Origin of the sequence: Streptomyces sp. HPF1205, assembly GCF_020400825.1 — a bacterium.
GTDB lineage: Bacteria > Actinomycetota > Actinomycetes > Streptomycetales > Streptomycetaceae > Actinacidiphila.
Map to the genome: position 1 here is coordinate 1 of NZ_JAINVH010000081.1, position 4,221 is coordinate 4,221.

Sequence of the window (4,221 nt, forward strand, 5' to 3'; positions counted from 1 at the left end):
GGCGTCCATGGTGCCGGTGCGGGTGCCCTCGTATCCCTTCCAGCACCAGCACTACTGGCTCCAGCCCACCACCCCGGCACCGACCGGTGACGGCCGGATCGACCACCCGCTGCTGCGGGACGCCATGGAACTCCCCGACGACAACGGCGTGGTGCTCACGGGACAACTCGCCACCGGCGTGCAGCCGTGGCTCACCGAACACGTCGTCTCGGGCTCGCCTTTGCTGCCCGCCGCGGCGTTCGTGGACCTGGCGCTCCAGGCCGGTGAACACGTCGGGTGCCCGGCGGTCGAGGACCTGACGCTGGAGACACCGCTGGTGGTCACGGACGGCGTGCAGGTGTCCGTGACCGTCGGCCCCGACCGGGCCGGCCGGCGCAGCGTCTCGATGCACTCGCGCGCAGACGCCGAGTGGGTACGGCACGCCACCGGGACCCTGGGCGCGGTACCCGCCGCACCGAGCGAGCCCTGGGCACGGCAGTGGCCGCCGCACGCCGAAGCCGTCGAGCTCGACGCCTTCTACGACGACCTGGCCGGTGCCGGATTCGTCTACGGCCCGGCCTTCCAAGGTCTGCGAGCGGCCTGGCGCGACGGCGACACCCTCTACGCGGAGGTGGCCGCACCCCCCGGCGACACCCGGTTCGCACTGCACCCCGCCCTGCTCGACGCCGCGATCCAGACCGTGACCGTCGCCGACGACCGGGCGAAGATGCCGTTCTCCTTCGCCGGGGTCTCCTGGTGGCGCGGTGCCGAGCACGCCAGGGTCCGGCTGACCGTGACCGGCCAGGACACCTGCGCGATCGGCCTCGCCGACGAGTCGGGCGCGCCGGTCGCCGAGATCGCCTCGCTGACCCTGCGCCGGCCGGCCGGGGCCACCACGCAGGACGTGCCGTACCAGGTGGCGTGGCCGGTCCTGGACGTGGCGACCACCGAACCGGACATCCCGGTCCACCACGCCACATCGCCCGTCGAGACCCTGCGGGTGATCCAGGACTTCCTCGCCACGGACACCCCGCGCATGGTGGTCGCCACGCGCAACGCCGTGCCGGTCCGGCCGGGCGAGGACGTCGACCCGCAGGCCGCCGCCGTCTGGGGCCTGGTCCGGTCGGCCGCCACCGAGCACCCCGGCCGGTTCGTGCTGGTCGACCTGGTCGACGGCGTCGGCGGAGAAGGCGTCAGCGGAGAAGGCGTCAGCGGAGACGGGGCCGACGGCGACGAGGTCCGGCTGGCCGGCGACGAACCCCAGCTCGCGATCCGCGCCGGCGCCGTCCACGTCCCCCGCCTCGAACGGGCGCGGACCGACCCGCTGCCCTCGCCGCTCGGCCCCGAGAGCACGGTGCTCGTCACCGGCGGCACCGGCACCCTGGGCGGCACGATCGCCCGTCACCTCGTCGTACGGCATGGCGTGCGGCACCTGCTGCTGGTCAGCCGCAGCGGCCCCGACGCCCCCGGCGCGGCCGCGCTGACCGCGGACCTGGCCGCGCTGGGCGCGACCGCCGACATCGTGGCCTGCGACGTGTCCGACCGCGAGGCGGTGGCGCGGCTGCTCGCCGAACGCCCGGTCACCTCGGTGATCCACGCCGCGGGCGCGCTGGCCGACACCGTCGTGGAATCCCTCACCCCGCGGCAGTTCGCGCGAGTGTGGGAGCCGAAGGCCCTCGCCGCCCGGCACCTCCACGAACTGACCTCGGATCTGGAGGTGTTCGTGCTGTTCTCGTCGGCGGCCGGTGTGCTGGGCGGCGCGGGCCAGGCGAACTACGCCGCCGCCAACGCCTACCTCGACGGCCTCGCCGCACACCGGCACGCCCAGGGACAGCCGGCCGTCTCGCTCGCCTGGGGCTACTGGGCGCAGGCCAGCGGCATGACCGGAGGCCTGACCGCCACCGACCGGCAGCGCATGGCCAGGGCCGGCGTACGGCCGCTGCCGACGGCGGACGCGCTGGCCCTGTTCGACGCCGCGCTGACCGCCGGCGCCCCCACCCTCGTCCCCGTCAGGTTCGACCTGCCGGCGCTGCGCCGCGCCGGCGACCCGCCCGCCCTGCTGCGGGCGCTGGTACGGCCCCGGCGCAGGCAAGCCGCCGACCGCGCGTGGACGCAGGCCGACGTGCTGCGACTCGTCGTCGGCCGGGCCGCCCTCGTCCTGGGGCACTCCTCACCGGAGGCGGTCGACCCCGACCAGGCGTTCACCGACATCGGATTCGACTCGCTCACCGCCGTGGAACTGCGCAACCAACTCGACGCGGACACCGGCCTGCGTCTGCCCGCCACGCTCGTCTTCGACCACCCGACACCTGCCCGCCTCTCCGCCTTCGTGCACACAAGGCTGCACGGCACAGGCCCCGACCCCCTGCTCGCCGAACTCGACCAGCTCAAGACCACCCTGGACGCGGCAGCCGCCGACGCCGACTACGAGACCGTCGCGGCCCGCCTCGAAGCACTGCTGGCCGCCTGGACCGCCAAACGCACCGGCGGCTCCGCGGCCGGCGTCGACGAGGCCAGCGACGACGAACTGTTCAGCCTTCTGGACGACGCGCACCGCAGGACCGAGGTCATCCGCTCGGGTGAGTCCCGCAACGCTGAGGAGTAGCCATGTCCGACGAAGAGAAGCTCCGCACTTACCTCAAGCGCGCCACGGCCGACCTGGGAGTGCTCAGCAAGCGCCTCGCCGACATGGAGGAAGCGGCGCGCGAGCCGATCGCGATCATCGGCATGGGCTGCCGCTACCCGGGCGGAGTGGAGTCCCCGGACGGCCTGTGGCGGCTCGTCTCGGACGGTGCCGACGCGATCACCGAATTCCCGCCGGACCGTGGATGGGACGTCGTCCACGACCCCGACCCGGACCGGCCGGGCACGACCTACAGCCGATCGGGCGGCTTCCTGGCCGACGGCGCCGGCTTCGACGCCGGGTTCTTCGGGATCTCGCCGCGCGAGGCGCTGGCAATGGATCCGCAGCAGCGGGTGCTGCTGGAGACCGCCTGGGAGACCTTCGAGGACGCCGGGATCGACCCGACCACACTCGGCGGCAGCCGCACAGCCGTGTTCACCGGTCTGTGGTCCTCCGGCTACGGCAACCAGCCGCCGCCGGACCTCGAAGGTTTCCTCGCCACCGGAACAGCCACCAGCGCCACATCGGGCCGGGTGTCGTATCTGCTGGGGCTGGAGGGTCCGGCGGTGTCGGTGGACACGGCGTGCTCGTCGTCGCTGGTGGCGATCCACCTGGCGGCGCAGGCGCTGCGGGCGGGGGAGTGTTCGCTGGCGCTGGCCGGTGGTGTGACGGTGATGGCGACGCCTGCGGGGTTCGTGGAGTTCTCCCGCCAGCGCGGCCTGGCTGCCGATGGCCGGGTGAAGGCGTTTGCCGAGGCGGCTGATGGTACGGCGTGGGGTGAGGGTGCGGGTCTGGTGCTGCTGGAGCGGTTGTCGGATGCGCGGCGTCTCGGGCATCGGGTGCTGGCGGTGGTGCGGGGTTCGGCGGTGAACCAGGACGGCGCGTCCAACGGCCTCGCGGCGCCCAACGGCCCCTCGCAGGAACGTGTCATCCGTCAGGCGCTGGCCCATGCGGGACTGTCGGCGGCGGACGTGGACGTGGTGGAGGCGCACGGTACGGGGACGACGCTGGGTGACCCTATTGAGGCGCAGGCGCTGCTGGCGACGTACGGGCAGGGTCGGGGTGAGCCGTTGTGGTTGGGGTCGGTGAAGTCGAACATCGGTCACACGCAGGCCGCCGCGGGTGTGGCGGGTGTGATCAAGATGGTGATGGCGATGCGGCACGGGCAGTTGCCGCGGACCCTGCATGTCGACGCGCCGACCTCGCACGTCGACTGGTCGGCGGGCCAGGTCTCACTGCTCACCGAGGGTCGGCCGTGGCCCGAGACCGGCCGCCCCCGTCGCGCGGGCATCTCGGCGTTCGGCATCAGCGGTACGAACGCGCACGTGGTGATCGAGGCGGCTGCCGAGGAGCAGGCGGCGGTCTCGGCGGGGCCCGCGGCCGGGTTTGCGGGTGGAGTGGTGCCGTGGCCGCTGTCGGCTAAGTCGGATGTGGCGTTACGGGACCAGGCGCGCCGGCTGGGGAAGTTCCTGGCCGGGCAGCCGGGGGTCGACGCGGTGGCGGTGGGTCGGGCGTTGGCGGGGCGGTCGTCTTTCGATCACCGTGCGGTGGTCAGTGGTGTGGAGGCGTTGGAGGCGTTGGCGGAGGGCCGGTCGGTGCCGGGTCTGGTGACCGGGGTG

2 protein-coding genes are annotated in these 4,221 nt (G+C 73.7%); both read left to right on the forward strand.

What is annotated here, in order from left to right:
- Positions 1 to 2,584, forward strand: a 2,584-nt coding sequence (locus K7G61_RS35590) for a type I polyketide synthase (RefSeq protein ID WP_225851295.1), incomplete at its 5' end; no start/stop codon positions are given.
- Between the two features lie 2 nt (positions 2,585 to 2,586).
- Positions 2,587 to 4,221 (forward strand): beta-ketoacyl synthase N-terminal-like domain-containing protein (locus K7G61_RS35595; RefSeq protein WP_225851296.1); only part of this gene is annotated, 1,635 nt, incomplete at its 3' end.